Source organism: Halomonas marinisediminis, assembly GCF_004347715.1.
Taxonomy (GTDB): domain Bacteria; phylum Pseudomonadota; class Gammaproteobacteria; order Pseudomonadales; family Halomonadaceae; genus Halomonas; species Halomonas icarae.
Map to the genome: position 1 here is coordinate 1 of NZ_SLTR01000868.1, position 221 is coordinate 221.

Here is a 221-nt window from a genome sequence, read left to right on the forward strand (position 1 = left end):
GAGGTTGCGAAGTTGCGCCGCGCGATGGAGCGCGAAGAGGACGTGACTGTCGACATCCTGAACTACCGCGCGAGTGGCGAGCCGTTCCTTAACCGACTGATCATCGCGCCGGTCAAATCAGACGACGGCAAATGTCACTATTTCATCGGCATCCAGAAGGCGATGTCGGACCGCGATATCGACAGCTCCACACTGAGCATCGAGAAACAACTCAACGCCGT

At 57.5% G+C, this 221-nt stretch carries 1 pseudogene; it reads left to right on the plus strand.

The window, feature by feature from the left end:
* Nucleotides 1–221 (plus strand): annotated as a pseudogene (locus E0702_RS18805) (PAS domain-containing protein); the annotation flags it as partial.